Origin of the sequence: Lysobacter sp. Hz25 (genome assembly GCF_046097045.1) — a bacterium.
In the GTDB taxonomy this organism is placed as follows: Bacteria; Pseudomonadota; Gammaproteobacteria; order Xanthomonadales; family Xanthomonadaceae; genus Lysobacter; species Lysobacter antibioticus_B.
This window is the reverse complement of sequence record NZ_CP175666.1, coordinates 5,506,630-5,533,424: the sequence shown is the minus strand read 5'-3', so window position 1 is coordinate 5,533,424 and position 26,795 is coordinate 5,506,630. Positions and strand designations below refer to the sequence as shown.

At 67.4% G+C, this 26,795-nt stretch carries 23 protein-coding genes; 12 read left to right on the top strand and 11 right to left on the bottom strand.

Annotated features, from left to right (window positions below; translation table 11 throughout):
• The first annotated feature begins 227 nt into the window (after positions 1 to 227).
• The 8 genes from ACKN61_RS22815 (at position 228) to ACKN61_RS22780 (ending at position 11,061) form a co-directional block, all read left to right on the top strand.
• Positions 228 to 1,031: a TorF family putative porin gene (locus tag ACKN61_RS22815; RefSeq protein ID WP_408951363.1), complete on the top strand. Its 804-nt coding sequence runs from the start codon at positions 228 to 230 to the stop codon at positions 1,029 to 1,031.
• Between the two features lie 46 nt (positions 1,032 to 1,077).
• Positions 1,078 to 1,416, top strand: coding sequence for a P-II family nitrogen regulator (locus tag ACKN61_RS22810; RefSeq protein WP_031373127.1), 339 nt, complete (start codon positions 1,078 to 1,080; stop codon positions 1,414 to 1,416).
• 20 nt (positions 1,417 to 1,436) lie between these two features.
• On the top strand, positions 1,437 to 2,804 hold the full coding sequence (locus tag ACKN61_RS22805; RefSeq protein WP_408951362.1) for an ammonium transporter: 1,368 nt from the start codon (positions 1,437 to 1,439) through the stop codon (positions 2,802 to 2,804).
• A gap of 143 nt (positions 2,805 to 2,947) precedes the next feature.
• Complete coding sequence (locus ACKN61_RS22800) at positions 2,948 to 3,799, top strand: helix-turn-helix domain-containing protein (RefSeq protein WP_408951361.1); 852 nt, start codon at positions 2,948 to 2,950, stop codon at positions 3,797 to 3,799.
• Positions 3,800 to 3,822: 23 nt separating this feature from the next.
• On the top strand, positions 3,823 to 4,182 hold the full coding sequence (locus ACKN61_RS22795; protein WP_408951360.1) for a VOC family protein: 360 nt from the start codon (positions 3,823 to 3,825) through the stop codon (positions 4,180 to 4,182).
• Between the two features lie 487 nt (positions 4,183 to 4,669).
• Positions 4,670 to 6,052, top strand: a complete 1,383-nt coding sequence (locus ACKN61_RS22790; RefSeq protein WP_408951359.1) for a S8 family peptidase — start codon at positions 4,670 to 4,672, stop codon at positions 6,050 to 6,052.
• A 504-nt stretch (positions 6,053 to 6,556) separates the two neighbouring features.
• Positions 6,557 to 9,223, top strand: a complete 2,667-nt coding sequence (locus tag ACKN61_RS22785) for a TonB-dependent receptor (RefSeq protein ID WP_408951358.1) — start codon at positions 6,557 to 6,559, stop codon at positions 9,221 to 9,223.
• A gap of 275 nt (positions 9,224 to 9,498) precedes the next feature.
• Positions 9,499 to 11,061 carry a sodium/sugar symporter gene (locus tag ACKN61_RS22780; protein ID WP_408951357.1) on the top strand — a complete coding sequence of 521 codons (1,563 nt, stop codon included), beginning with the start codon at positions 9,499 to 9,501 and terminating at the stop codon, positions 11,059 to 11,061.
• Positions 11,062 to 11,150: 89 nt separating this feature from the next.
• Here the strand turns inward: ACKN61_RS22780 and ACKN61_RS22775 are convergent, their stop codons facing one another.
• Positions 11,151 to 12,176, bottom strand: a complete 1,026-nt coding sequence (locus ACKN61_RS22775) for a LacI family DNA-binding transcriptional regulator (RefSeq protein ID WP_031373134.1) — start codon at positions 12,174 to 12,176, stop codon at positions 11,151 to 11,153.
• Positions 12,177 to 12,310: 134 nt separating this feature from the next.
• Between ACKN61_RS22775 and ACKN61_RS22770 the strand changes: the two genes are divergently transcribed.
• Both ACKN61_RS22770 and ACKN61_RS22765 read left to right on the top strand, forming a co-directional pair.
• A complete protein-coding gene (locus ACKN61_RS22770) occupies positions 12,311 to 14,899 on the top strand; it encodes a glycoside hydrolase family 3 N-terminal domain-containing protein (protein ID WP_408951356.1) in 2,589 nt (862 codons plus the stop codon).
• Between the two features lie 158 nt (positions 14,900 to 15,057).
• Positions 15,058 to 15,636, top strand: a complete 579-nt coding sequence (locus tag ACKN61_RS22765) for a response regulator transcription factor (RefSeq protein WP_408951355.1) — start codon at positions 15,058 to 15,060, stop codon at positions 15,634 to 15,636.
• Positions 15,637 to 16,591: 955 nt separating this feature from the next.
• On the opposite strand, the gene ACKN61_RS22760 is transcribed toward ACKN61_RS22765, so the two are convergent.
• From ACKN61_RS22760 to ACKN61_RS22745, 4 genes are all read right to left on the bottom strand, one after another.
• Positions 16,592 to 17,047, bottom strand: a complete 456-nt coding sequence (locus tag ACKN61_RS22760; RefSeq protein ID WP_408951354.1) for a copper chaperone PCu(A)C — start codon at positions 17,045 to 17,047, stop codon at positions 16,592 to 16,594.
• Positions 17,048 to 17,054: 7 nt separating this feature from the next.
• The gene (locus ACKN61_RS22755) at positions 17,055 to 17,681 is read right to left on the bottom strand and encodes an SCO family protein (protein ID WP_408951353.1); all 627 of its coding nucleotides are present in this window, start codon (positions 17,679 to 17,681) and stop codon (positions 17,055 to 17,057) included.
• A gap of 170 nt (positions 17,682 to 17,851) precedes the next feature.
• Positions 17,852 to 18,532: a hypothetical protein gene (locus ACKN61_RS22750; protein ID WP_057919497.1), complete on the bottom strand. Its 681-nt coding sequence runs from the start codon at positions 18,530 to 18,532 to the stop codon at positions 17,852 to 17,854.
• Between the two features lie 109 nt (positions 18,533 to 18,641).
• Complete coding sequence (locus tag ACKN61_RS22745; protein WP_408951352.1) at positions 18,642 to 18,962, bottom strand: hypothetical protein; 321 nt, start codon at positions 18,960 to 18,962, stop codon at positions 18,642 to 18,644.
• 298 nt (positions 18,963 to 19,260) lie between these two features.
• On the opposite strand from ACKN61_RS22745, the gene sctU reads away from it, so the two are divergent.
• The gene (gene sctU, locus ACKN61_RS22740) at positions 19,261 to 20,370 is read left to right on the top strand and encodes a type III secretion system export apparatus subunit SctU (RefSeq protein WP_051885283.1); all 1,110 of its coding nucleotides are present in this window, start codon (positions 19,261 to 19,263) and stop codon (positions 20,368 to 20,370) included.
• Positions 20,371 to 20,783: 413 nt separating this feature from the next.
• On the opposite strand, the gene sctT is transcribed toward sctU, so the two are convergent.
• The 6 genes from sctT to ACKN61_RS22710 all read right to left on the bottom strand — a co-directional run bounded on the left by sctT (position 20,784) and on the right by ACKN61_RS22710 (position 25,850).
• Complete coding sequence (gene sctT, locus ACKN61_RS22735) at positions 20,784 to 21,572, bottom strand: type III secretion system export apparatus subunit SctT (RefSeq protein WP_408951351.1); 789 nt, start codon at positions 21,570 to 21,572, stop codon at positions 20,784 to 20,786.
• A gap of 31 nt (positions 21,573 to 21,603) precedes the next feature.
• Entirely contained in the window at positions 21,604 to 21,870 is a 267-nt protein-coding gene (sctS, locus tag ACKN61_RS22730) for a type III secretion system export apparatus subunit SctS (RefSeq protein WP_031373468.1), read from the bottom strand.
• A gap of 159 nt (positions 21,871 to 22,029) precedes the next feature.
• Positions 22,030 to 22,980: a hypothetical protein gene (locus ACKN61_RS22725; protein WP_408951350.1), complete on the bottom strand. Its 951-nt coding sequence runs from the start codon at positions 22,978 to 22,980 to the stop codon at positions 22,030 to 22,032.
• Between the two features lie 3 nt (positions 22,981 to 22,983).
• Positions 22,984 to 24,057: a type III secretion system cytoplasmic ring protein SctQ gene (sctQ, locus tag ACKN61_RS22720; RefSeq protein ID WP_031373470.1), complete on the bottom strand. Its 1,074-nt coding sequence runs from the start codon at positions 24,055 to 24,057 to the stop codon at positions 22,984 to 22,986.
• A 13-nt stretch (positions 24,058 to 24,070) separates the two neighbouring features.
• Positions 24,071 to 24,670 (bottom strand): response regulator transcription factor, encoded by a 600-nt coding sequence (locus ACKN61_RS22715; protein WP_031373471.1) that lies wholly within the window; start codon positions 24,668 to 24,670, stop codon positions 24,071 to 24,073.
• An 85-nt stretch (positions 24,671 to 24,755) separates the two neighbouring features.
• Positions 24,756 to 25,850 (bottom strand): sensor histidine kinase, encoded by a 1,095-nt coding sequence (locus ACKN61_RS22710; protein WP_051885284.1) that lies wholly within the window; start codon positions 25,848 to 25,850, stop codon positions 24,756 to 24,758.
• A gap of 141 nt (positions 25,851 to 25,991) precedes the next feature.
• On the opposite strand from ACKN61_RS22710, the gene ACKN61_RS22705 reads away from it, so the two are divergent.
• Positions 25,992 to 26,456 (top strand): flagellar biosynthetic protein FliO, encoded by a 465-nt coding sequence (locus ACKN61_RS22705; RefSeq protein WP_408951349.1) that lies wholly within the window; start codon positions 25,992 to 25,994, stop codon positions 26,454 to 26,456.
• The last annotated feature ends 339 nt before the right edge of the window (positions 26,457 to 26,795 follow it).

Here is a 26,795-nt window from a genome sequence, read left to right as displayed (position 1 = left end):
CAACGCAGCCGACGCGACGAGTACGCAGCCATCGAGCCGCGACCGATCGACCCGCGCGGTGCCAGGACGACCGCACCGACAGGAGGACAGCCATTCGACGCAGGCGCGGACCGCAGAGTCCGCCCGCGCGTCCACCTCCGGCACGAGCACGACGAAGGCGTCGACGCGGCCGGAGCGCAACGAAGCAATGACCGGGGAGGGGCCACCGCTTATGAGGAGCCTGCGTCATGTCGTTACATAGCAAAACCGAAAACGCCGCCGGCGCCGCCGGCAAGACCGCGCTGGCCAAGGCGGCGCTCGCCACCGCGCTCGCGTTCGCTGCGCTCGCGGCCACGACCGCGCACGCCGGAACCTCGGGCTCGGTGAGCCTGACCAGCGACTACCTGTTCCGAGGGGTGTCGCAGAACAACCAGAACCCCGCCTTGCAGGGCGGTATCGAGTACGCGCACGACAGCGGTTTCTACGTCGGCGCCTGGGGCAGCAACGTCAGCTGGCTGTCGGACACCGTGGTAATCGGCGACGACATCTCCAACAGCCTGGAACTCGACGGTTACGTCGGCTACCGCGGCAAGGCCGGCGAGCTGTTCTCCTACGACGTCGGCGTGCTGACCTACTACTACCCCGGCGACTACCCGAGCGGCTTCAACAGCCCCGACACCACCGAGATCTATCTCGGCGGCACGCTGGCGCCGTCGGAGACGGTGTCGGTCGGGCTCAAATATTCCTATGCCGTGACCGATCTGTTCGGTTACGCCGATTCCGACGGCAGCGGTTACCTCGACGCGAACCTCAACTGGACCTTCCAGCCGGGCTGGACGCTCAACGTCCACGGCGGCAAGCAGTGGATCGAGCACAACAAGGACTTCGAATACGCCGACTGGAAAGTAGGCGTGACCAAGAGCTTCGATAACGGCTTCTCGGTCGCCGCCGCCTACAGCGACACCGATGCCGAAGAAGCCTTCTACACCAATGCCCACGGCAACTTCCTGGCCGACGACGCCTTCACCCTGACCGTGAGCAAGGCGTTCTGAGCACGCCCGGCGCACGACCGCACACGAACCACCACGGAGCTGCGAGATGAAACTGATCATTGCCATCATCCGCCCGTTCAAGCTCGACGAGGTGCGCGAGGCGCTGACCGAAGTCGGCGTATCGGGCATCACCGTCACCGAAGTCAAGGGCTTCGGGCGCCAGAAGGGCCACACCGAGCTGTACCGCGGCGCCGAGTACGTCGTCGATTTCCTGCCCAAGCTCAAGATCGAGTGCGCCGTCCCCGACAGCCTGCTCGATGCGGCCTTGGAGTCGATCCAGAACGCCGCGCGCACCGGCAAGGTCGGCGACGGAAAAATCATCGTCCTGCCGGTCGAGAACACGGTGCGCATCCGCACCGGCGAGCTCGACGACGACGCCCTGTGACCCTCCACGCGAGAAACGAAATGAAAGACACGACGATCGATTCCCGCTCGCGCGAGCGGATCACCCGCACCCTGGCCCTGACCGCCGCGCCGGTCCTGGCGCTGCTGTCGGCCGGCGTCGCGCACGCGCAGGACGCCGCGGCTGCGCCCGTGGTCGACAAGGGCGATGTCGCCTGGATGCTGACCTCGACCCTGTTGGTGCTGTTGATGACCGTACCGGGCCTGGCCTTGTTCTACGGCGGCCTGGTGCGTTCCAAGAACGTGCTGTCGGTGCTGATGCAGGTGTTGGCGGTGTTCTCGCTGATCGTGCTGCTGTGGGTGACCTACGGTTACTCGCTGGCCTTCGGCGGCGGCAACGCTTTCATCGGCACCTTCGACAAGTTGTTCCTCAAGGGCGTCGACAAGGCCTCGCTGGCGGCCACCTTCACCGCCGGCGTGTCGTTGCCGGAGTACGTCTTCATCGCCTTCCAGTCGACCTTCGCCGGCATCACCGGCGCGCTGATCGTCGGCGCCTTCGCCGAACGCATCAAGTTCTCGGCGGTGCTGCTGTTCTCGGCGATCTGGTTCACCTTCGCCTATCTGCCGATCGCGCACATGGTCTGGTACGGGCCCGACGGCTATCTGTTCGCCAAGGGCGCGATCGACTTCGCCGGCGGCACGGTGGTGCACATCAACGCCGGCATCGCCGGCCTGGTCGGCGCCTACTTCGTCGGCAAGCGGGTGGGCTACGGACGCGAAGCGATCAAGCCGCACAACGTCACCTTCACCATGATCGGCGCGTCGCTGCTGTGGGTGGGTTGGTTCGGCTTCAATGCCGGCTCCAACCTCGAAGCCACCGCCGGTGCGGCGCTGGCCTTCCTCAACACCTTGCTGGCCACGGCCGCGGCGGCGTTGGCCTGGAGCCTGGTCGAGAAGGTGATCAAGGGCAAGCCGTCGATGCTCGGCGGCGCCTCGGGCGTGGTCGCCGGCCTGGTCGCGATCACTCCGGCCTGCGGTACGGTCGGCCCGTTCGGCGCGATCGCGATCGGTGCGATCGCCGGTGCGGTCTGCGTGTGGGGCGTGCACGGCCTCAAGCGCCTGTTGCGCGCCGACGACGCGCTCGATGTGTTCGGCGTGCACGGCCTGGGCGGCATCATCGGTGCGTTGTTGACCGGCGTGTTCAGTTCGCCCGCGCTCGGCGGCTTCGGCCTCGGCGCCGGCAACGAGACCATCGCCCAGCAGGTCGGCGTGCAGGCGCTGAGCGTCGGCATCACCGTGGTCTGGTCGGGCGTGGTCTCGGTGATCGCGTTCGCGATCGTCAAGCTGCTGGTGGGCTTGCGCGTGCCGGAGGAGTCCGAGCGCGAAGGCCTCGACATCACCACCCATGGCGAGTCGGCTTACGAGAGCTGAGTGGGAAGAGCGCTGACTGCTGCACTCGCGGTAAAGCCCCTCTCCCGTTCACGGGAGAGGGGTTGGGGTGAGGGCCGCCATCGGCAAGGAAATCCCGGATTCGGCCATTGCCACGGTCCGTACCCGGGCCTAGCATCGGCCATATGCACATCACCCCGCTCAGTGAAGGCGCATCGCTCTGCGCGGTCGATTACCGCTGCGGGGCCGGCCCACAGGATGTGCCTTTCGTCGAGCGCCATCGCAGCCATTGCATCTCTTACGTACGCCGCGGCAGCTTCGGTTATCGCGTGCGCGGCGAGGCCTACGAGCTGGTCGCCGGCAGTCTGTTGATCGGCCACGCCGGCGACGAGTTCCTGTGCACCCACGAGCATCACGGCTGCGGCGACGAATGCCTGTCGTTCCACCTGTCGCCCGAACTCGTTGACGAACTCGGCGCGGACAGCGCGCTGTGGCGTGCAGGCGGCGTGCCGCCCTTGCCGGAGTTGATGGTCTGGGGCGAGCTCGCCCAGGCCGCGGCCGAGGGGCGCAGCGACCTCGGCGTCGACGAGGTCGGCCTGCTGCTGGCGCGGCGTTGCGTCGACACCGTCGAAGGTGCGACCAGCACGCGACCCAGGCCGCGCGCCGCCGACCGCCGTCGTGCGGTCGAGGCGGCGATGTGGCTGGACGCGAATGCGCATCGCGCCGTCGGCCTGGACGACGGCGCGCGCATCGCCGGGCTCAGCGCCTTCCATTTCCTGCGCCTGTTCGCCGGCGCGCTCGGCGTCACCCCGCACCAGTACCTGCTGCGCGCCCGCCTGCGTCGCGCCGCCTCGATGTTGGCCGATCCGCAGCGGGCGATCACCGAGGTGGCCTACGACAGCGGTTTTGCCGACCTGTCCAATTTCAGCCGCAGCTTTCATCGCGCCGCGGGCGTCTCGCCGCGCCGCTTCCGCCAGGCGGCGCGCGGCGACCGCAAGATTTTCCAAGAACGCATCGGCCGCGTCGTCGCAAGCTGACCTCCCTTTCAGGAGGTTCCGCCATGTACGACCACATCGGTTTGAAGGTGCGCGATCTCGCCGCCAGTCTGAAGTTCTACCGTGCCGCACTGAAGCCGCTCGGCCATGTCGTCGGCTCCAGCGACGACAGCGGCGCCGGGCTCGGCCCGAAGGATGCGCCGGCGTTGTGGCTGTATCCCGACGCCGATGCGCGCGGCGGCGCGCATGTCGCTTTCCGCGCCGCAAGCCGCGCCGCCGTCGACGGCTTCCATCGCGACGGCGTCAAGGCCGGCGGCCGCGATAACGGTGGCGCCGGTTTGCGCGAGGACTATGGCGCAGGTTATTACGCCGCCTTTCTGCTCGATCCCGACGGCCACAACGTCGAAGCGGTGTTCATGGAGTAAGCCGCCCAGTGGCCCGTCGCGTTGCGATGGCCCGCGCACGTCCGTTACGACGCCTTCGACACGGCCCGCTCGCGCCGCGATGTCGCGCGGGCGCATTCGCCTGCCGAGCCACTCTCGGTTGCGATTTTCCAATGGCGAAAAATTAGCCAGGGCCATGATTCGCGCGCGCCGTCGCAGTTCCGCCGGGCGTGCGCGAACGGCGTGTTCGCGCGCGCGATTCGTTTCGATATTCAGGCAACGCCCGCAGTCTGCGAGCGAATCCCATATCCATCGCGCGGGTTCACGAATGCGCTGTGATGACGATGCATTTGCGCCTTGCGCGTGCGGCATGAGCGCCTAGGCTGCCTAGCGCGGACATAGCGCTGTGTCCGCTCCACGTCCGGACGCGCTCGCGCTAGGCAGCAGTCCCTCAACAGTCGATCGCGAGAGAGAACCAGGACGGTTCCGCCGCATTGTGCGGCTTACGAAACCTCACGGGAGTTTCGCAATGTCTCAGCCATCAAAGTCCAAGCTCCGCCGGCATGCGCTGGCGGTCGCCACCGTATCCATTCTGCTCGCCGCGCCGGCCTTCGCCGCCGATCGCATCAACCTCAGCAGCCTCGATCCCGACCGCCCGGTCGCCGGCTTCGTCGTCGCCTATAAGTCGGGTGCGCCGAAAGCACTGGATTTCCAGCGCGAACTCAGCACCGCCGTCGGCACCCTGGGGCAGAAGGACCTGACCATCAAGCACGCCGGCCCGGTCTCGACCGGCGCCGAACTGATCGAAGTCAGCCGTCCGCTCGACGTGGTCGAAGCGACCACGCTGATGCAGCAGATCGCCGCCAACCCCGATGTCGAATACATCGAGCCGAACTCGATCTTCCAGCCGATCCTGACCCCGAACGATCCCAGCTATCCCTCGCAGTACGGCCTGCACGGCGCCGCCGGCGGCATACGCGCCAACACCGCCTGGGACAACGGTTTTCAGGGCCAGGGCAAGATCATCGCGGTGATCGACACCGGCATCACCACGCATCCCGACCTCGCCGCCAACCTGACCACGCCGACCGGCTACGACTTCATCACCAACGTCACTACCGCCAACGACGGCAGCGCCCGCGACAGCAATCCCGCCGACCCGGGCGATTGGTGCGGGACCAATCCGTCGAGCTGGCACGGCACCCACGTCACCGGCATCGCCGCGGCAGTCACCAACAACCAGACCGGGGTGGCCGGCACCGCGTTCCGCTCCAAGGTGCTGACCGCGCGCGCGCTCGGCAAATGCGGCGGCACTCTGGTCGATATCGCCGATGCGATCACCTGGGCGTCGGGCGGCACCGTCGCCGGCGTGCCCGCGGTCGGCGCCAACAAGGCGGTGGTGATCAACCTCAGCCTCGGCGGCAGCGGCACCTGCAGTTCGACCTTCCAGAACGCGATCAACGGCGCGGTGCAGCGCGGCGTGACGGTGGTGGTGGCGGCCGGCAACAGCAATGCCAACGCCGCCAACTTCCAGCCGGCGAGTTGCCAGAACGTGATCACCGTCGGCGCCAGCACCTCGGCCGGCGGCAAGGCCAGCTTCTCGAACTGGGGCACCACCAGCGTGGTCGACGTGGCGGCGCCGGGCGTGGGGATTTTGTCCACGCTCAACACCGGCGCGACCACGCCGGGCGCACCGAGCTACGCGAACTACAACGGCACCTCGATGGCGGCGCCGTTCGTGGCCGGCGTGGTCGCGCTGATGCAATCCAAGCCGGCGCCGGATGAACTGCCGGCGGTGATCGAACGCCTGATCAAGGCCACCGCGCGTCCGTTCCCGATCCCGCCGGTGCCGCCGCAGCTGATCGGTACCGGCATCGTCGATGCCGACGCGGCCACCGACGCGATGCCGTAACCGCACCTCCCGTTCTCAAGGCAATACCAGGAACCCCGGCTGCGGCCGGGGTTCTTCGTTGGCGCGGCCCGCAAGTGCCGTGCGTGGGCGGCCGCTGCGGCGTGCGCGCGCGCGTGATGCATTGCGCAAACCCGTGCGCATATAAGGGCGAGCAATGTGCTGCGAGTTCTATCGACGCGATCGTTTGCGCCATCGACTTTGGTCGCAGACGCGCCGCCGCCGCGCGGGCGTTGAAAACGCTTACGCCTCGGTGAATACGCGTTGCGCGTGATCCGCATCACGATCCCTTGGGCCAGTCGTCCTGGCCTCGCCGCGGCGATCGGTTGTGCGATGCAACCATGTTGCATTGCCGCATCCTGTCCGCAAGTTGACAGCGCTGTCATAGGCGCGCTACAAGCTTTGCGCACTGCCGCCGGCCTGTCGGACCGGCGCGCGCTAACACCACAGACAACACGATCGGCTCGCAGCCGGCCCCGGGGAGGGGATGTCCTGATGAACGTGCCTATGCACCAGCGTGTCCGCGGTTCGACCTTGAGTTTTGCGATCTTCGCCGCGCTGCTGGCCGGCCACGCCGCCGCCCAGGACAACGCGTCGACGCCCGCCGATGCGCAGCCCGCATCGGGCAAAGAGGCGACCGATCTGGATTCGGTGATCGTCACCGTCGAACGCCGCGAGCAAAGCCTGCAGAAGTACGCCGGCACCGCGCAGGCGTTGTCGCAGGACGATCTGCGCGGGCTGGGCATCAACAACGAACTGCGCCAGATGCAGGTCGCCGTGCCGGGTCTGAGCATCTCCAACCAGGAAGGCGCGACCGAAGTCTTCATCCGCGGCGTGGGTTCGTCCAACAACACCGAACTCGGCGACCCGGGCGCCGCGCCGCACGTCAACGGCGCCTACATCCCGCGTCCGCGCGGCCTCGGCGGCATGTTCTACGACCTCGAACGCGTCGAGATCAACAAGGGCCCGCAAGGCACCCTGCGCGGCCGCAACGCGCTCGCCGGCACCCTCAACATCGTCACCAAGAAGCCCGAGCTCGGCGGCCAGTTCAGCGGCTACGTGCAGGGCGAGGTCGGCAACCGCGACCAGAAAGGCTACGAGACCGCGCTGAACTTCCCGCTCGGCGAATACGCCGCGCTGCGCTTCGCCGGTTATCACGTCGAAAAGAACGCCGGCTTCAAGAACGTCGGCCTGTGGCAGCACCTCGACCCGGCCGGCATCCAGGACGATAGCGCCGGGCGCTTGTCGTTCCTGTACGAACCCGACGACAAGCTGTCGGTGTTCGCGATGCTCGACGTCGGCCGCGAACTCGGCACCGGTTATCCCGGCGCCGGCCTGTTCCGCGCCGCGCAGGAAGGCTATACGTCCGAAGACATCGACATGCGCGATGTCATCTACCGCGGCGTGCAGGGCAAGGTCGACAACAAGCTGTGGGGCTTCCAGGGCACGGTCCGCTACGATTTCGGCGGCGTCGCCTTGGAGTACAACGGCAGCTACCGCGACGTCGATTATTTCCAGATCAACGCCGCCGCCGACGGCAATACCTGGCCGGGGCGCGACCTGCGCGCACGTCCGCCGGGCGAGCCGGCGACCTGGGGCGGCATCGACTACGACAATTTCGGCACCAACTACCTGCAGGCGCGGTCGCAGTCGCAGACCCACGAGCTGCGCCTGTCGTCCGACGACGATGCGCGCTTCCGCTGGACCACCGGCGGCTTCTATTTCCACGAGAAGCAGCAGGTCGGTTTCATGGCCCTCGCCGACAAGGGCGCGTTCTACTCGGGCACCGAATTCACCATGCCCGATGTCGACGGCAAGTCCTGGGCGGCGTTCGGCGACGGCACCTTCGACGTCAACGAGCGCCTGCGGGTCAAAGGCGGCGTGCGCTACACCGACGAGCGCAAGTCGCGCGACGGCATCGGCGGCAACTGGACGATCGGCCTGGGCGGCGACGGCGGCGTGTTCCAGACCCGCCTCGGCACCGAAGGCTTCAAGCCGACCCTGCTCGACCGGCCCTCGTTCGAGGTGACCGGCCTGACCAGCAACGCCGACCTCGCCCGCTTCCTGTTGCAGGGCATCCTGCAGGCCGGCGCGCGCGACACCATGCAGCAACAACTCGCCGGCATCGTCGACGGCAGCCGCCCGAACGGCACCTGCGTCGACCGCCCCGACACCGGCGGCAACACCGTCAACTGCCCGGCCAACGGCCAGCACAGCTTTCTCGTGCTGGGCGTGCCGTCGGCGCAGCACGGCTCCAGCGCATTCGACTTCATCGACTGGCGCCTGGGCTTCGAGTACGACCTCAGCGAGCGCAACCTGCTGTACGCGACCGTCTCCACCGGCCACAAGGCCGGCGGTTTCAACGACAGCTTCGACGTCAACGTGATTCCGGAAACCTACAAGCCGGAGAAACTGACCGCGTTCGAGATCGGTTCGAAGAATTCCTTCGAGTTCCTCGGCCGCACTTCGACCTTCAACGTCAGCGGCTTCTACTACGACTACGACGACCAGGTCTTCCAGGACCTCAGCGTGATCGCCTTCAACCCCGACGGCGAGGCCACCGGTTTCGCCCTGGTCAATCGCAACGTCGGCAAGTCCGAGCTGTACGGCATCGAGGCCGAAAGCCGCCTGCGCTTCGGCGGCGGTTTCACCCTCGACCTTAATGCGCTGTACCTGCAGACCGAGATCAAGGAGGGCGTGGTTGCCGACGTGCGCAGCCAGGACTTCGGCAACGGCGGCATCACCTCGCAGATCGACCTGTCCGGCAACGACCTGCCGCTGTCGTCCAAGTACACCTTCAATGCGCGTTTGCAACAGGCTATCGAGTTCTCGCGCGGCACCTTCGACTGGCAGGTGCTGGCTGCGTATCGCTCGTCGTTCTTCCTGACCCAGTACAACGACCGCGACGTGATCTTCCTGCGCGACACTGCCGGCACCGTCGACCGCATCGAAGACTCGGCGACCGCGGGCTTCCCCGACGAGCAGAAGGGCTTCACCCAGATCAATGCCGGCGCCGGTTTCACCACGCTCGACGGTGCCTGGCGGGTCGAGGTTTGGGGCAGCAACCTGACCAACAAGGACGTGTCGCAGAAGGCCTTGGTCGGTTCCGGCGTCAACACGCGCTTCCTCAACGATGCGCGCAGCTACGGCGTGCGGGTGCGCTGGAACTTCTGATGGCTGTCGTACCGCGACCCAAGCCCCTCGCTCCGCTCCGCGCGAACCTCCACGGCGTGCGGGCGGGGCGAAGGGGATTCGAAGCGGACGTGGGCGGAGATCGGGGGTCGTTCGACGAGTTTCCGTGCGCCATCTTCCCGCCGCCGCGCCGCCTCCCGCGCCGCACATTTAGCCACTGCAATCGAATTCATCGATGAACAGCGGCCGCGACCATGGCCGCGCCGCACGGCAGCGCGTAGAACGGCGAAGACACCGCCCCGGACAGACAGGACCGCATGAAACTCTCGCTGCTCGACACCCTCATCGTTCTGGTCTATCTGGCCGGCGTGTTCGCTCTCGCGCAGTGGGTCTCGCGCGAGAAACCCGGGCACGAGAAAACCGCAAAGGATTACTTTCTCGCCAGCAAGGCGCTGCCGTGGTGGGCGATCGGCGCGTCCCTGATCGCCGCCAACATCTCCGCCGAGCAGATCATCGGCATGTCAGGCTCCGGCTATGCGCTCGGCCTGGCGATCGCTTCCTACGAGTGGATGGCGGCCGCGACCTTGCTGGTGGTCGGCAAGTTTTTCCTGCCGATCTTCCTGCGCAACGGCATCTACACCATGCCGCAGTTCCTCGAGGAACGTTACGGCACCCGCATCCGCACACTGATGGCGGTGTTCTGGCTCGGGCTGTACGTGTTCGTCAACCTGACCTCGATCCTGTGGCTCGGCTCACTGGCGATCGTGCAGGTGACCGGCATGGACCAGATGCTGGCCTTGAGCCTGCTCGGCGGTTTCGCCCTGGCCTATCAGCTGTACGGCGGGCTCAAGGCGGTCGCGTTGACCGACATCGTGCAGGTGTCGTTGCTGGTGCTCGGCGGCTTGCTGGTCGCCGGGCTGACCCTGAGCAAGATCGGCGACGGCGCCGGCATCGTCGCCGGCTTCAAGACCTTGTGGGCGACGCATCCTGAGCACTTCAAGATGATCCTGCCGCCGGACAGCCCTTTCTATAAGGATCTGCCCGGCATCGGCGTATTGGTCGGCGGACTGTGGGTGGCGCACGTCAGCTACTGGGGTTTCAATCAGTACATCATCCAGCGCGCCCTGGCCGCCAAGGACCTGCGCGAGGCGCAGAAAGGCATCGTGTTCGCCGCAATCCTGAAGCTGGTGCTGCCGATCATCGTGGTGCTGCCGGGCATCGCCGCGGTGATGCTGGCGCCGGGCCTGGAGCGCAACGACGACGCCTATCCGGCGATGATGGCGCTGCTGCCGACCGGTGCCCTGGGCCTGGTGTTCGCGGCGTTGATCGCCGCGATCGTGGCCTCGCTGGCATCGAAGATCAATTCGGTCGCGACCATCTTCACCCTCGACTTCTACGCCAAGCACCGCCCGGATGCATCGGAGCGCAAGCTGGTGCGGATCGGCCGCATCACCGCGGCGGTGTCGATCGTGATCGGCATCCTGACCGCGCGGCCCTTGCTCGGCAGTTTCGACCAGGGCTTCCAGTACATCCAGGAATACACCGGTTTCTTCACCCCGGGCATCGTGGTGATCTTCGTGCTCGGCCTGTTCTGGAAGCGCGCCAACGAAGCCGGGGCACTCGCCGCGGCGGTGGGCTCGCTGGCCTTGTCGATCGTGCTCAAGCAGGCTTGGCCGGAGCTGCCCTTCGTCAACCGCGTCGGCTTGGTGTTCGTGCTGGCGGCGATCCTGGCGGTGGCGACGTCCTTGCTGACGCCGTCCGGCGCCGGCCGCGACCGCATCCATACCGACGGCGTGAGCTATGCCACCGCGCCTTCGTTCAACATCGCCGCGATCGCCGTGCTGGCGATCCTGGTCGCGCTGTACACGCTGTTCTGGTGAGCGCGGCTGTTCTGGTAAGTGCGAGCGCACGAGCCCGGCGGGCGCCGCGCGCCGCGCATATCGCCTCGCCGCATCGCCCGTGCGCCGGCTCAGCGCCGGCGCGTGCGGCCTTTGCCGATCGGGCCGGTCGACTGGCGCAACTGCAGCTCGTAGCCGGCGGTGATCATCTGGCCGCCGTCGGGCGCCTTGATGCGCTTGAACAGCTCGTGGGTCGCCAGGCGGCCCATCTCGCGGGTCGGCTGGCGCACCGTGGTCAGCGGCGGATAGATCTGGCGCGCGATCGGGGTGTCGTCGAAGCCGCACACCGACACGTCGCCCGGAATCGACAAGCCCATCTCGCTGGCGGTGCGGATCGTGCCCGCGGCCATGTCGTCGTTGGCGGCGAAGATCGCGGTCGGCCGATCCGCCATCAACAGCAGGCGCTGGGCGCAGATCGCGCCGGTGTCGTAGTGGAAATCGCCATCGATCACCAGTTCGGGATCGTAGGCGATGCCGGCCGCGGCCAGCCCGTCGCGATAACCGTTCAAGCGCCACTGGCTGGCGCCGTGTTCGGGATGGCCCTTGATGTGGGCGATGCGGCGATGACCCAGCGAGACCAGGTGGGCCATCATCTCGCGCACCGCGCGTTCTTCGTCGAGGACCACGCCGATGCGGCCGCCGCGCAGTTTCGGCGAGATGTTGGCGTAGGGAATGCCGAGCTGGCCGAGGCGCTTCATCAGGCCGGGATGATCGGTCAGCGGCGGCGTCAGCACCAGGCCGTCGGCGCGCGAGTGCTGGATGATCTCGTCGACGTGGGCGACGAATTTGCGTTCGCCGTAGGTCACCGGCGCCAGCATCAGGTTGTAGTGATGGGCGATGCAGGCATCGAGCATGCCGGCCTGCACTTCCATCAGATAGTTGCTCGACGGGTTGTCGTAGAGCAGCGCGACCAGGAACGAACGCTGGCCGGCGAGGCTGCGCGCCGAGGGATTCGGGCGGTACTGCAACTTGCGCGCGGCGGCTTCGACGCGCTTGCGCGTGTCCTCGCTGACGTTCGGTTCCTGGTTGAGCACGCGCGAGACGGTCTTCATCGACACGCCCGCCGCTTCCGCTACATCTTCGATGCGTACTCGCATGACCGGTCGTTTCCCTTGCCGCGTGTTCTGCGCATTTTGCCAGAATGCGCGCCGAATACTCATCTATTGCGCGCGACGACGACGAACGGATTCGCGGATCGTGCCCCATCGTATCGCCCCAACAGGAGTGAACCATGAATACATCGACGAGCGAACGCGTTCGCGCCGCGGTTCCATCGATCCGAGTGCGCCGCTCGCGGCGGCGCTGGCGGCTGTGCGCGCTCGCCCTGGCCCTGCTGCCGGCCCTGGCCGTCGCGGCTGAGGGAGCCGCTACGATCGATCCGTCCCATTGGCCGGCGCTGAAGGCGCCCTTGCCGCGCGACGAGGCGCTGGAGCGGCGCATCGCCGAGCTGATGGCGAAGATGAGCGTGGAGGAAAAAGTCGGCCAGATCGTCCAGGCCGACATCAACAGCGCCACGCCCGAAGATGTGCGCAAGTACCACCTGGGCTCGGTACTGGCCGGCGGCAACTCCGAACCCGGCGGAATTTCCGAGCCCGGCGGGCGCTACGACGCGCCGCCGCAGGAGTGGCTGGACATCGCCGACCGCTTCTATGCGGCATCGATGGACGCCAGCGACGGCAAGGTCGCGATCCCCATCCTGTTCGGCATCGACGCCGTGCACGGCCACAATAATCTGATCGGCGCGACCCTGTTCCCGCACAACATCGGTCTGGGCGCGACCCGCAACCCCGAACTGATCCGGCGCATCGGCGAGGCCACCGCGGCGGAAGTGCGCGCGACCGGCATGGAGTGGACCTTCGCGCCGACCCTGACGGTGCCGCGCGACGATCGCTGGGGCCGCACCTACGAAGGCTATTCCGAAGACCCGCGGGTCGTCGCCAGCTATGCCGCGGCGGCAATCGAAGGCCTGCAAGGCAAGCTCGGCAGCAAACAATTCCTCGACGGCGCGCACGTGATCGCCACCGCCAAGCATTTCCTCGCCGACGGCGGGACTTTCGAGGGCCGCGACCAGGGCGATGCGCGCATCGGCGAGGCCGAACTGCGCGAGGTGCACGGCGCCGGTTATCCGCCCGCGTTGGATGCCGGCGCGCAGACGGTGATGGCCTCGTTCTCGAGTTGGCAGGGCCAGAAGATGCACGGCAACCGCGAGTTGCTGACCCAGGTGTTGAAGCGGCGCATGGGCTTCGACGGCTTCGTGGTCGGCGACTGGAACGCGCACGGGCAGCTGACCGGTTGCAGCAACGAGAACTGTGCGGCGGCGTTCAATGCCGGCGTCGACATGCTGATGGCGCCCGACAGTTGGCGCGGCTATTACGAAAACGCGCTCAAGCAAGTGCGCAGCGGCGAAATCGCGATGGCGCGGCTCGACGATGCGGTGGCGCGCATCCTGCGGGTCAAGCTGCGTCTGGGCCTGTTCGAAGCCGGCGCACCGTCCAAGCGCCCGCTCGGCGGCAAGTTCGAGGTGCTCGGCAGCCCCGAGCATCGCGCGGTCGCGCGCCAGGCGGTGCGCGAGTCGCTGGTGTTGCTGAAAAACCAGGGCGGGCTGCTGCCGTTGCGGCCGCAGCAACGCATCCTGGTCGCCGGCGATGGCGCCGACAACATCGCCAAGCAGTCCGGCGGCTGGACCTTGAACTGGCAGGGCACCGGCCTGAAACCAGGCGACTTCCCGAATGCGCAATCGATCTGGTCGGGCCTGCGCGAGCGCATCCAGGCCGCGGGCGGCCAGGCCGAACTCGCCGTCGACGGCCAGTACAAAAGCAAGCCCGACGTCGCCATCGTTGTCTACGGCGAGGACCCGTACGCCGAGTTCCAGGGCGACCTGCGCACGCTCGCGTTCCGGCCGACCCGCAATCCCGAACTCGAACTGATCAAGCGTCTGAAGTCCCAGGGCATCGCCGTGGTCAGTGTGCTGCTGTCGGGCCGACCGCTGTGGGTCAATCGCGAGATCAACGCTTCCGATGCCTTCGTCGCCGCGTGGTTGCCGGGTTCGGAAGGCGGCGGCATCGCCGACGTGTTGTTGCGCGACGGCCAGGGCGGCATCGCCCACGACTTCAAGGGCAGGTTGCCGTATTCGTGGCCGAAGACCGCGGTGCAGGTGGCGAATGTCGGCGACAAGGACTATGCGCCTCAGTTCGCCTTCGGCTATGGCCTGAGCTATGCCCGCGGCGGCGAGGTCGCGGCCTTGTCGGAGGACCCGGGCACGGCCGATCTCGACCAACGCTCGATGCAGTTCCTCGGCCGCGGCGCCTTGCCGCGGGCCTGGCGCTTGCGCGTCGACTCGCAAGGCAAGCACAGCGAAGCGATCAAGCCGCCGCTGGCCACCGCGGATCGCGCGTTGGCGATTGCCGCGGTCGACTACAAGGCGCAGGAGGACGCATGGCGCCTACAATGGAACGGCGATGCGAAGGTGGAGTGGATGGCCGACACGCCGGTCGAACTGGTGCGCGAGACCAACGGCGACGTGCAGTTGCTGATCGAGCTTAAAGTCGATGCGGTCGGCGCGGGCGAGACCAACCTGATCGCCGCCTGCGGGCCGAAATGCGAGTCTAAGGTACCGTTCGGCGACACCTTGCGCGGCCTGCCGCGCGGCCAGTGGCTGCGCATCGGCGTGCCCCTGAAATGCGTGCGCGCCGGCGGCGCCGACATGGCCAAGCTCGAGGTGCCGTTCGGCCTGCAGTCCTCGGCCGGGACGACGATCACCCTGCACGAAGTGGCCTACGGCACCGACGCCGACCGGGTCGCGGACTGCAAGCGCCAGTAAGCCGCCTCGTCGCGATCGTGGGCGCCCGCGTCATCGCTTTAGCCCCTCTCCCGTTCACGGGAGAGGGGTTGGGGTGAGGGCGCACCACACCCTGGACAGTTTGTCCTGTGGCAGTTTGCCGCAGGCCCGCCGCGCGGGCATCGACTAGGATGCCGCGCATGAACGCATCGAGCAGTGCACGTCCGCTCCTCAGCGGCCTGATCGTCGACGACGACATGGCCTATGCCGCGACCCTGCAGCGCAGCCTGGGCCGCCGCGGCGTCGAAACCCGCACCGCGGCGAGCATCGCCGAGACCCTGGAACTGGCCCTGCGCCAAGTGCCGGCCTTCGCCCTGATCGACCTCAAGCTGGGCCACGAATCCGGCCTGCAACTGATCCGCCCCTTGCGCGAGCTGCGCGCCGACATGCGCATCGTGCTGGTGACCGGCTACGCCAGCGTCGCCACCGCGGTCGACGCGATCAAGCGCGGTGCCGACGACTATCTGCCCAAACCGGCGAGCATCTCGAATATCCTCGCCGTGCTCGGCCTGGAGTCGTACGACACGCCCCCGGTGCTGCCTGCGCCGGAAACGATGATGCCGTTGCGGCGAATGGAGTGGGAGCACATCCAGCAGGCGCTCACCGACACCGGCGGCAACATATCGGCGACCGCGCGTCTGCTTGGGATGCACCGCCGCTCCCTGCAACGCAAGCTGGGTAAACGTCCGGGGCCGGAGCGCGGTTTGATCGGGTTTTGAGGCTGGGGCGGCCTGCGTCGCAAGGGGTAGGGGCGGCGCGAGCCGCGACCGCGCCGTGTCGGCCTCGCGGCGTATCGCTAACACAGGATTAAGATCAAACGCCAAAAGCTTCCGCCACTAAAGCGGCGGGTTACTTTCTTTTGTCATAAGCAACAAAAGAAAGGTAACCAAAGAAAAATGCTTTTCTTTGAATCAAGGGCCCGCACGAGCGATGCATCCGCGGGGCTTTTTCATACGGGACATCCGTGTCCCGATGAAAAACGGCGCGCATCCATGCGCGCCGCCCTCCGGGTCTTCGATTTCCTTCGCGAGTGCTGAGCGACGCACAGCCACAGCAAGAGCAAGAGCAAGAGCAAGAGCAAGACAGCGGCGCTACCAGGGTAGGAGCGGCGCAAGCCGCGACCGCGTGCGTTCAGCCGCCATCGCCGGCCGGGATGAGTATCTGTCTCAATCACGATGCCGTTGCTGTTGCTGTGAATAGCTTGGCGCAGTTCCAAATTTTCGATGCAGCCGTAGACCCGGAGGGCGCCGCACAGGACGTGCGGCGTTTTCCGATAAGACAGGGACGTCTTATCGGAAAATCCCGGCGCGCGCATCGCACTCGTGGCCTGTGCCCTTGCAAGGAAAGCCCTTTTCTTTGGTTACCTTTCTTTTGGGCTTAGCAAAAGAAAGTAACCCGGCCGCGTTAGCGGACGGAAGCCTTGCTATTGATGTTGATGTTGCTTCACCGCTCCGCGGTAAGAAATGCGGCAACGACAAGCATCGCGGTCGCGGCTCGCGCCGCTCCTACCCCGGCGACAGCGCGCCGCTTCGATGGGTGGTATCGGCATTGTCGCCTCTGCGCGTTCCGTGGTCGCGGCTCACGCCGCTCCTACAGGGGTTACGACCGGGTGCGGCGCGAGATTGAAACAGCGCGGTCGCGGCTCGCGACGCTCCTACTCTTGGACACCGCAAATCACGGCGCACCCGCGCCCAAGGCTCGCACCGGCGCCTGCACGCCAACCTCGCTGCGCCGCCCTGCCGCGTCCTCGAACACCAAGGTCAGCGGCACCTGCTCGCCCGCGCCGAGCGGGCGTTTCAAACCGATCAGCATGATGTGGTAACCGCCCGGCGCAAGCGCGACGGTACGCCCGCGCGGCAACGCCACCGACGGTACCTGACGCATGCGCATCATCTGCCCCTGCATCGTCATCTCGTGCACCTCGGTGGCCGCGGCGACGTCCGAACGCGCGGCGACCAGGCGCAAGTCGGTACGCGCGGTCAGGCGCATGAAGGTGCCGGTTGCCTGCTGTTGCGGCACGCTCGCGCGCACCCAGGGCGATTCGATCGCGACCTGAGGCGGTTGCGCCACCGCGTTCGCGCTCAGCAGCAGGCCCGCCGCGAGCACGGTAAGGAAACGGATCGAAGTCATGGCGCTCTCAGAGAATCTGGCGGAGGTCGTGCACGCAGTCCTGCGCGCTCTGTTCGTGGCGCAGGGCCAGGCGGATCGCGCCGCCGGCGTCGAAGACATAGCTCAGCGCGGAATGGTCGATGGTGTAGGACGCGCCGGTCGGTACCTTGGCATAGACCACGCGGAAGGCCTTGGCGGTCTGCGCGGTGCGCTCGGGGTCGCCGTACAGGCCCAGGAAGCTCGGGTCGAAGGCCTGGGTATAGGCCTGCAGCACCTTCGGTGTGTCGCGCTCGGGGTCGACGGTGATGAAGATCACCTGCAGGCGGTCGGCATCGCTTCCGAGCAATTTGCGGATCTGCACCGCACGGGTCAGCGCGGTCGGGCAGACGTCCGGGCACTGGGTGAAACCGAAGAACACCATCGCCAGCTTGCCGCGGAAGTCGGCGAGCGAGCGTTCGCGGCCTTGCGGGTCGAGCAGATGGAAGTCCTTGGCGAAATCGCGTCCGCTCAGGTTGATGCCGTGGACGGACAGGGGCCTAGGGCCGCCGCAGGCCGAAAGCATGCCGCCGCAGGCTGAAAGCACGCCTGCGCAAGCGAGGCCGGCGAGCAGGCGACGGCGCTCGGGCGAATGCGCCAGCGCGGAGGTTGATGCCAACTGGCGTTCGTACACGATCCACCTCGTCGAAACCGAAGGCGGACATTGCAGCACCGCCGCGGTGCGGGCGGACGTGGTCGAGTGTCGCAGCGCTGCGACAACCTATGTGCCGTCGTCACCGTCGTCACCGTCGTCACCGTCGTGCGACGGGCCGAACGAACCTCGCGCGGCTACAGGTCGCGCACGACCCAACCGCTCGGGTGCGAGGTCTCGTCGGCGGCGAGCGCGGCCTGGGCCACGGCATCGGGCGATTGACCGGCGCGCCAGGCCGAGGCGATCGCGGCGAGGCGGTCGCGGGTGGCGCGCGTATAGGCGCCTTCGAGTTCGTTCTGGGCGTCGGCGGCGAGTTTCTGCGGATACAGCGTGCGTGCGTCTTCGCTGCGGTTGAGCAGGGCGATCAGGCGCGACAGCGCCGTGCGGAAGGTGGCCGCGCCGAGCGCGGTGCGCTGGGTGCGTTGCAGATGCCAGACGGTCAGGTACTCGACCGGGCCGAGCAGGCGCCGCGGCGTCGCGCCGAAGAAATGCCCGGACAGCGAGCTGACCGCGACCGGCCCGGTCGAATCGGGCAGGCGGGTGGCGCCCCAGGAACTCAGCGCGCCGCCGGGCAGGTCCATGCGCCGCAAAGCGGTGCCGAAGGTGTCGGCGATCAGGCGCTGCGCGCGCGCATCGTCGCTTTCGGCGATGACCCCGAGCAAACGGATGAACAAGGGATAGCGGTCTTCGCCGAGGCGGCGCACGACGCGCTTGAGCACGGTCAGGCGGTACTCGGGGTCGCTGTGCGCGGCGAGCGCGGAAACCAGGCGGTCGGCGCCGGCGCGCAGGGCTTCGGGAGTGGGGGTGGCGTCGGTCACGGCAAGGCGTCGGTCACGGCGTGCCGCGGCAAGCGCGGCGATCGGACAGGAGGGGGGACTAGCCTAGCCTAGGCCGATGCGCTGCGGCGTCGAGCGCCGCCGGCGATGCTCAGCTGAGGGAATCGAGCACGGCGTCGGCGCCGTGGTCGGCGGCCGAGGACAGGTCCATCTGGCCGAGCCGGTGCTCGAAGCCGGGGTCGCCAGCGAGCAGGCGATCGCCGGCCGGGACGTCGCTCCAGGCGTCGGCGTTGAGCACGTCCTCGCCCTGGTCGACCGCGGGCGGCGCGTAGGCGGGGACGGTCTCGGCGACCTGGGGGGCGTGTTGGATCTGCTCTTGCGGGGTCGGCTCGCGTCCGCGCAGGTTTTCGAGCGCAGCTTGCCCGTCGAGGCTGCTGCGGTCGATACGCGGGTCGTTGCCGATCGTGCTCATGCGGGGCAGGTTACGGGTGAAGTCGGGGGGATGGGCGAAATGTAGCGCCGGGGGCCGAAGTGGCCAACTCGGGATGACCCTAGGTGGTGGTCGGGCCGTTCATCCCGCGCCCGCGGCGGCCCGCTCCGGGTCTGCCGGGAGGCGGCGCCAGGCCTGGCTGAGGGCATACAGAGCGGAACCGGCAACGCAGCGGGCGCCGCGCTGCGGCATGTATCGAGTTCGCATTTGGCGTGTGCCGGCACGACCGTTTTCGCAGGCCCGTGCTAGCCTCGACCCCCTCTCGCTGGAAGGGCCGCGCATGGGGAAGGACCAGGGCGCCGACAAGACCGAACCGCCTACCCAAAAACGGATCCGGGACGCCCGCAAGCAGGGCAACGTCGCCAAAAGCAAGGAGCTCACCAGCACCGTGCTGGTGCTCGGCTGGGTGGTGTGCGGCTGGATGATGCTCGACTTCATGCGGATGAAGCTGATCCGTTTGTTCGAGACCAGCTTGAAGGCGATCAACCAGCCCTTCGGCGACGCCTTGCGCGAGGTCGGCTCGACCGCCTTCGACACCCTGTTGTGGCTGTCGCTGCCGCTGCTGGCGACGGCGGTGTTCCTGGGCGTGATCATCGAGTTCCTGCAGATCGGCCCGATCCTGACCCTGGACAAGCTCAAGCCCAACCTGGAGAAGCTGAATCCGGCCGACGGCGTCAAAAAAATGTTCTCGATGGACAACCTCGTCGAGCTGGTCAAGTCGGTGATCAAGAGCGCGGCGCTGATCGGCATCGGCATGTTCGTGCTCTACAAGATGCTGGCCCAGCTGATGCTGCTGCCGTACGCGCCGCCCGCGGCGATGGGCGCGGGCATCTGGCACGGCCTGATCCGGATCGGCATCTGGACCATCTTCGTGTTCTTCTTCGTCTCCGCCATCGACGTGTGGTACCAGAAGTTCGCCTACACCAAGCAACTGCGCATGAGCCGCCGCGACATCCAGCAGGAGGTCAAGGAGAACGAGGGCGACCCGCACGTGAAGAGCCGGCGGAGGCAGTTGCATCAGGAGTGGTCGCAGCAGAACATGCTCAATGCCGTCCGCCAATCGAATGTCGTCGTGACCAACCCCACCCACATCGCTATCGCCCTGCAGTACGAACACGGCGTCACCGACCTGCCGGTGGTGGTGGCCAAGGGCGAGGGCTACATGGCCGAGCAGATCAAGCGCACCGCGGCCGAGGCCGGCGTGCCGATCCTGCAGAACGTCGAGCTGGCGCGCGGCCTGCACGAACACGTGGCGCTGGACGATTACATCGGCAACGAGTTCTTCGAGGCCGTGGCCGAAGTGCTGCACTGGGCCGAGAGCGTGCGCCGCCTGCGCGACGGCGACGACAGCGAGATGGAACTGCCGCCGCCGCTCGACGAGCCGCGCTGAGGCCGTAAGCGTTCCCTCACGTCCGCTGAGCGGTCGTTCGCCTCCTCGACAGAGGGCAACCGCATTGAGCCGGTGAGTCATGGCCGCCTCGGAGCCGGCGGGCATGGTTCGCTTTGTTCGTCGGCCTGCATGCTCATGCTGTCGTTGCGAAGGCGCGAAGGCGCGAAGGCGCGAAGGCGCGAAGGCAGAGCAAGAGCAAATCCCCCACGTCCGCTGCGCGGCCGTTCGCCCCCTTTTCCAAAGGGGGCAAGCGTATTACCCGAAACCTGCACTATTCCCCGAAGCCTGCGCTGTTCCCCAAAAACCGTGCTGTTCCCCCCTTTGAGAAAGGGGGGCAGGGGGGGCTTTTTGATTTCGTCCTCGTCCCGAGCAGCGAGCCAACTCGACGGCAAACCAAGCGACGACTGTTCGCCCTAGGCCGTAAACACCCGGTTCAAGGCCTCGAGCAGGCCGCGGTTGTCGTTGAGCCGGTCGAGCACGATTTCCACGTACACGCCGAGCATCAGCAGGATGATCCAGGTCGCCAGCCAGGCCTTGATCGGCATGGTGATGGTGAACACGTTGAGCTGCGGGGCGAAGCGGTTGACCAGGCCGAAGGTCAGGTCGATCAGCAGCAGCACCACCATCGCCGGCGCCGCCAATACCAACAGCGCGGTCATCAGGTAACTGAACTGTCCGACGAACAGTTCCATGCCGACCGCGTGCAGGGTCGGGAAGTACGACGTCACCGGCCACATCGCATAGCTCGACAACAGCAGATCCAGGAACACCAGGAACGCGCCGCTGGCCATGAACAGCCAGGCCGCGAACTGCGACAGGAAGCTGCCGTGCAGCGAGGCCTGGTGGCCCTGGATCGGGTCGAACACCTGCGCCAGGGTCATGCCGACCTGGGTGTCGATGATGTTGCCGGCGGCGCTGATCGCCCAGAACACCATGCCGAAGCAGAAGCCGATCGAGATGCCGATGAACAGCTCTTTGACGATGATCGGCGCCCAGTCGACCGCGCCGAGCGCGTGCAGGGACACGCCGTTCACCGCCACCGGGATCGCGATGATGCCCAGGCTGACCATGAAGCTGTTGCGCACCAGCGGCGGCATGTTCTCCGAGGTCAGCAGCGGCAGCATCATGAACGCGCCGATCACCCGCGGCAGCACCAGGCCCAGCGCGAGCATCAGGTCGGTGACGGAATCGAAGCTGATCATGCGCCGGTCGCGCGGGGCTCACCGGCGCGCATCAATGCCGGACCATGCCCGGGAAGTCGATGAAGATGCGGTCGGCGAAGGTGTACAGGGTGCCGCCGATCATCGAAGCGGTGACGAACAAGGTCACCACGATCACGGTGAACTTGATCGCGTAGGCGAAGGTCTGTTCCTGCAATTGGGTGGCGGCCTGGATGAAGGCCACGACCAGGCCGACCACGGCCGCGGCGACCACCGGCGGACCCGACAGCAGCAGCGTCAGCCACAGCGCCTGTTTGGTCAGTTCGAGCATGTCGCCCATGAGTCGGGATTCGCTTTAGGGATTCAGGAAGGGGGAATCGGGAATGGGGAATAGGGAATCGGATAAGCGAAGGCGTCAGAGCGGGAAGGCGATCCGGGCACGCGGCAGGGCCGCTGTTTCGATTCCCGATTCTCCATTCCCGATTCCCGCCTCCCGGCGCTAGCCGCCGTAGGTCAACACCAACCCATGCACCAGCTTGGCCCAGCCGCCGATCAGCACGAACAGCAGCAGCTTGAACGGCAGCGACACCGTGGTCGGCGACAGCATCATCATGCCGAGCGACAACAGGATGTTGGACACGACCAGGTCGATGATCAGGAACGGCAGGAAGATCAGGAAGCCGATCTGGAAGGCGGCGGTGAGTTCGCTGACGGTGAAGGCCGGAATCACCACGATGAAGTCGTTGACCGAGATGTCGCCGCGCGAGGCCGGCGGCAGCAGGCGCTGCGCGCTGCGTAAAAAGAACGCGCGCTCGGCGTCGCTGGAATGCTTGATCAGGAAGCCGCGCAAGGGCTCCTTGCCGGCATCCATCATCGCCAGCAGGCGCGCGGTGTCCATCTTGCCGCCGCCGCCGAGCAAGGGCGTCGCCGGTTTCTTCGCCGTGCCCGCGGCTGCGGTCGCGGCCGGTGCGGCCGCCGCGGCTGCAGCGGTCGCAGGTGCAGCGGTTGCAGGTGCCGCAGTGGCCGGCGCCGCGGTAGCTGCGGTCGCCGCCGCGGTAGCGGCCGGCGTGGCCGCCGCCGGTGCGGTGCCGGCGGCAGGCGCGGCCGTGGTCGCCGGGGTCGTTCCCGCTGCGGCCGCAGCCGCAGGCGCCGCGGTCCCGGGCGGCTGGCCCTGGGTCGCGGTCGCGGCGGTACCGCCGCCGACGCGTGCGTTGATCGCGTCGTGCGTTTCCAGGATCACCGGATACATCACGTAGATCGACAGCACGATCGCCAGGCCGTTGATGACGACGTTCGGCGGCACCTGCTGCAGGCCCAATGCATTACGCAACAGGCTCAGCACCACGACGATCTTGGTGAACGAGGTCACCATGACCGCGACGAACGGCGCCAACGCGAGGCTGACCACCGTGATCAGCACCAGGGCCGGCGAGAACGAACTGAAATCCATGGTTCAGCTCCAGGCGATCAGGCGCACACCGAGGGTGTCGCCGACGGCGACGATCTCGCCGCGCCCGGCGTCGCGGCCGTTGGCGCGGATCACCACGTTCGCGCCTTCCAGGCGCGAGGGCAGGGCGAACACGTAGCCGGGCTGGAAGCCGGACAGTTCGTCGTATCGGCATTCGAGCCGGCCCAAGTCGAACTCCAGGCGGACCGGAACGTCCGGTGCGGTGGGTTCCGCGGACTCGGGGGCAGCGGACTCGGTGTCGCTCATCGCGGAGGTCTCCTGATGCGTGGAAAGGGTCAAGGGCGCGCCGTCGATGCGCCAGCCGTCGGCGGCCGGCGCCAGCGGCCAGGCGAAGCCGGGCACGTGCGCCTGCATCGGCGGCGGGCGCTGGTGGTTGCCGATGACGAGGACGTCGCCGGGGCGCAGCTGGCGCCATTGCGCATGGCGCAACTGCGGGCCGGCCCAGCGGATCGCGATCGGTACCGGCAGATCGGCCCAGCGTGCGCTCGGGTCGTCGCCGTAGGCGGGTTCGGGGGTTTCGGCGCGCGCGAGCAACTGACCGACCCAGTTGACCGGCATGCGCAAGGTGCCACGGCTCAGCACCTGCGCGCCGCTGCCGTCGGTGATCACGAACGACAGCCACAGGCCGTCGAGTTCGGCTTCGGCCTCGGCGTGCGCGGCGCGGATCGGGTCGCTGGCGCCGTCGTCGACGATCGGGATCAGGGCGACGTCGATGCCCTGGCTCAGGCGCACCAATTGGGTTTCGTGGGCCAGGCTCCAGGCGAGCAGGCGCGAGCGGCCCTGGTAGTCGCTCCAGTGCAGGCCGGTGTCGCTGGCGTTGGCCAGGCTGCTGTCGAAGCGCAGTTTGACCCGCGCGCCGTCGCCTTCCAGCGTGACCAGCTCGCCGTGCACCGGCTCGGTCGGCACGAAGCTGAGCCAGCCGCCGTCACGGGTGGGCCAACGCTGGCGCAGCGCGAATACGTCGCGCAGGGCCTCGGCCTGCCAGGGATGCAGGGAGGGCAGACGGCCGCGCGGCGAAGCGGCGAGGCCGGCGGCGTCGGCCGAATACGTCGGCGTCATCGTTGCGCTCGTCTCACCCATGGCCCAGCGCCACCTTCATCAGTTCGGGCAGCGAGCGTACCCCGAGTTTGTTCATCATGTTCGATCGATGCAGTTCCACGGTCTTGACGCTGATGCCGAGCACGTCGGCGATGATCTTGTTCGGTTTGCTCGCCACCACCAAGTCCATGACTTGACGTTCGCGCGGGCTGAGCCGGGCCAGGCGGTCGTCGCCGGCCTCGACGGCATGGTTGCGCGCATTGGCGATGGCGGCCCGGATCGCATCGATCAGGGCGTCGTCGCTGAAGGGTTTTTCGAGGAAATTGGACGCGCCCTTGCGCATCGCCTCGACCGCGAGCGGCACGTCGCCGTGGGCGGTGACGAACACCAGCGGCAGGCCGATGCCGCGCCGGCGCAGTTCTTCCTGCAGTTGCAGGCCGCTCATCAGCGGCATGCGGATGTCCGAGACGATGCAGTGCGCGCCGCCGCCGTGGCGTTCGCCGGCATAGGCCTCCAGGAACGCCGGCCCGGAGGCATGGGCCTGGACCTCGAAGCCGGCGGTTTCGAGCAGCCAGGCGGTCGAGTCGCGGAAACCGTCGTTGTCGTCGACCAGATAGATGCGTGCTTCGCTCATGGGCAGTCGTTCCCGGGGGCGACGGGCGAGGGGCGGTCGGTGGGCGCGGTGCGGGCCGCTGCGCGGAAGCGTTCGGGCATCGTGCTCAGGTCCTGGCCTCGAAGCGCGGCAGGGTGAAGCCGAACACGCTGCCGCCGCCGTCGCGCGGCTCGAAGAACAAACGGCCTTCGTGGTACTCGATGATCGACCGGCAGATCGCCAGGCCGATGCCGAGGCCGTCGGTCTTGGTGGTGAAGAACGGCGAGAACAATTGGTCCTGTTCGGCCGGGCTCAGGCCGGCGCCGCGGTCGGACACGCGCACTTCGATCTGGTCGTCCAGGTTCATGCGCGCGTCGATGCGCAGTTCGCGGCGCGCGGTCGGGATCTCGCGCATGGCCTCGATGGCGTTCTTGACCAGGTTCAACAGCACCTGCTCGATCATGACCCGGTCGGCGAACACCGGCGCCAGCCGCGCCGGCAGGCCGAGGTCGATGCGCAGTTGCAGGCGCTCGGCCTCCAGGCGCAGCAGCTCCAGCACGGTCGCGGCGATCTGGCTGAGGTCGTGGGCGTCGCGGCGCGGTTCGCGCGCGCGCACGAATTCGCGCACCCGCGAGATCACCGCGCTGGCGTGCTCGGCCTGGGTGCGCGCGGCCTGCAGGGCGCGTTCGACCTGGACCGGGCCGCCGGCCTGTTCGACCAGGCGCAGGCTGCCGTTGAGGTAATTCATGATCGCCGCGAGCGGCTGATTGAGTTCGTGGGCCAGGGTCGCGGCCATCTCGCCGACCGACATCAGGCGCGAGGTGAACAGCAATTTCTCCTGGCGGGTCTTGTGCGAGTCCAGGGTCTCGATGCGTTCGCTGATGTCGATGGCGGTCAGCACGTCGACGTGGTCGCCGGCGTGCTCGGCGCGCCCCCAGTGCAGCGCGTACCAGCGGCCGCTGTGCGGGGCCAGCACTTCGCGCGGGCGCTCGCCGTCGCCGGCCTCGCCTTGCAGGCGGGCGAGGAGGGCCTCGCGTTCACCATGTTCAGCCAGTTCGCCGAATTCTTCGCGATAGCGCGCGTTACCGGCGACCAGGGCGCCGTCCCCGGCGAACATCGCGCAAGCGAAAGGGACCGCGCCCAACAGGCCGGCGTCGCGGTCCGGGGCGCTGGCCGCGCCCGATTCATCGCTGGGTTTGCTACGACGTTTCGCTGTGACCATGCTCACATCAATGCCATGCGCGACGGCTCGTCGGCGTGAAGCGACGGTCCGCCGCCGTTGCGGGGCGGCCGGGCTGCTACGGTATGTCGGCGCGGCCTCGCCGCTCCTCTCGCCTCGTTACCGGTTCCGCACTGACCCACCATGCCGATACTGCTCCCACTGCGCCTGCTGCTTAATCGTTCCCCGTCGCTGGCCCTGGCTGCGCTGCTGTCGCCGGCGACCGCGCTGGCGTTCGCGCCGGCTGCCGCGCGCCCCGCCGCTCCGGCGAACGTTCCCGAACCGCCTTCGTTCTTCCTCGAACTGCTATCGATCATGCTGCCAGTCGCGGTGGTCCTGGTCGGCCTGGTCGCGGTCTTGTATTACCTGCGCAAGCGCCATGGACTGACCGCGCGCGACAACCCGCTGTCGGTCCTGCAGGTGCTTCCGGTCGGCCCGCGCGAGCGCATCGTGGTGCTGCGCACGCGCAGCGGGCGCGCCTTGGCGGTCGGGGTCGGAGGACAATCGATGAGCCTGATCGCCGAACTCGATTCCGCCGACATCGCCCCGCTTGCGACTGCGACGACGATACCGGAATCGACCGCCGTCGCGACCGAAGCCGAATCGTGACGAGTCTTCGGCTACGTTAGTCGAACGCAATTGCGCAATTGCGCACGCGTTCACAAAAACAATGATGAATGCGCGCGAATGTAGCCGCCCGAGATCGAGGGGGCGTGATTGTGCATATCCCGCACAAGAACTACCTCGTTCACACAAATGATGACAATCAGCACTTAGTATCGGGCGTCCGAACCGGGATCGTGTAAGGACAGCGCCATGGCTGGGTGCTCAGGGGTATGTGGTAGAGCAGTGACTGCTTTCACCGTTCGATGCAGGGCCGAACTTCTTTCGAGCGCGACCCGTGGCCAGCCGCCGCGGGGCCGCGCCATCGCTGCTGCGCGCCCGAAC